General features: G+C 55.7%; 1 protein-coding gene and 1 pseudogene. Both read right to left on the reverse strand.

Annotation, left to right across the window (positions count from 1 at the left end; all coding sequences use genetic code 11):
• Positions 1-396 (reverse strand): annotated as a pseudogene (locus tag ACXJ7R_RS33045) (DUF2062 domain-containing protein); the annotation flags it as partial.
• Between the two features lie 455 nt (positions 397-851).
• Positions 852-1259: an MAPEG family protein gene (locus tag ACXJ7R_RS33050; RefSeq protein ID WP_457155463.1), complete on the reverse strand. Its 408-nt coding sequence runs from the start codon at positions 1257-1259 to the stop codon at positions 852-854.
• Positions 1260-1321 lie beyond the last annotated feature (62 nt).

Here is a 1321-nt window from a genome sequence, read left to right on the forward strand (position 1 = left end):
GAGTGGCACCGCRCCGMACARCATSGGCTTTARSACCGGTKCCCACAATTGCGAAATTGAAAGGGTYTGCAACATCTCACTCAGATGGGCTGGCSGKYCGTGAMTTYGCAKGTGGYYGTKCAACATRAWCTTRCCGGTCTCCCARGACGCTCCCACAACAARYGGGARGGTCAGYGGATTGCCAAAGACAAATGTTCCTAAMCCTSCCGCCACCATGTTTCCTGAAATCAGCCAGCACACRAWGGCGGCAATGGCGAAATGGGAYCCTASYGGAAAGAACGACGCGAAAACCCCAGCCGCCACCCCTGCCGCGACGGCGTTTGGAGTGGCGTTCAGACGGAGAATACGCTTTGACACGTACTGAAACGATCGCGAAAAGGAGCGGCGCGGCCACATATAAATGCGCAATCGCTCGAAGAGACCATCAGGATTTCGGCGTCTAAAGAGCACTCTCTTGCCCACTTCAAACGCGGTCGGTTGAACTGATGGACCTCGTCTCTAAAAAAAACGCAGCCTGTGCTGCTTTGTTCCGAATTTGCTGATCAACCGGGTGTCCGAAAGCGCATGTGCGGATAGTCGGGCAACAGTCGGAAAAAACCCAGGCTGAGAACGCGGCATAGTTTTGTACCGAGTTGAATGGGTAAAGCGTCTGGTTATCGCATTCCGCCAACCCGCCCCTACGTCGGGCGCCCCGTTTTTCGGCTCCCTGCGCGATGCGCCACGGGCCGACGGGCTGCAGCCGATCCCAGTGACAACATCCAAAGCATCATACAACGTTCCGGATCCGCAATGTTCCCTTTCGTCCCTTCGAGTGCTGCCGGCGCCGAGGGCTTCTGAAGTGGCAGCACTTCTCACCTCAACAACAGCGCCCAGGACCAATACGCACCAATCACCATTTGCACAGCGAACGCAGTGAACCTGAGACTGACTGCGACCTGGGTCGTGGAGACGAGGTGAATTATCGACTGAACTATTCGCGCGCCTAACAGTGTAGAGGCCAGCGGATCCGTGACATCGGTCTTTGAAACAATGATCGCGACTCCGAGCAGACCTCCGAAGATTGGRAGCCCTTCTATGCAGTTGGCGTGGGCGCGGGCTAACCTCTGCATAAAGGGGGAAAGAGCCGCGTTATCTGGCGTAAAGCCGTTTGCTGCGACCTTTCCAGAAATCACCAGATACGTACGGATCACTTCCATCACGATCAGCAACCCCAGTGCCCACGAGATGAATCCAGTCAATGCAAACGCAGTCGCCGACATATGCCGTCCCCGTTGCTAGCAGTCTCGGTCGTCGCAACCAATCAATTAGTCTACCGCTATGC

Source organism: Mesorhizobium sp. P5_C1 (assembly GCF_054049815.1).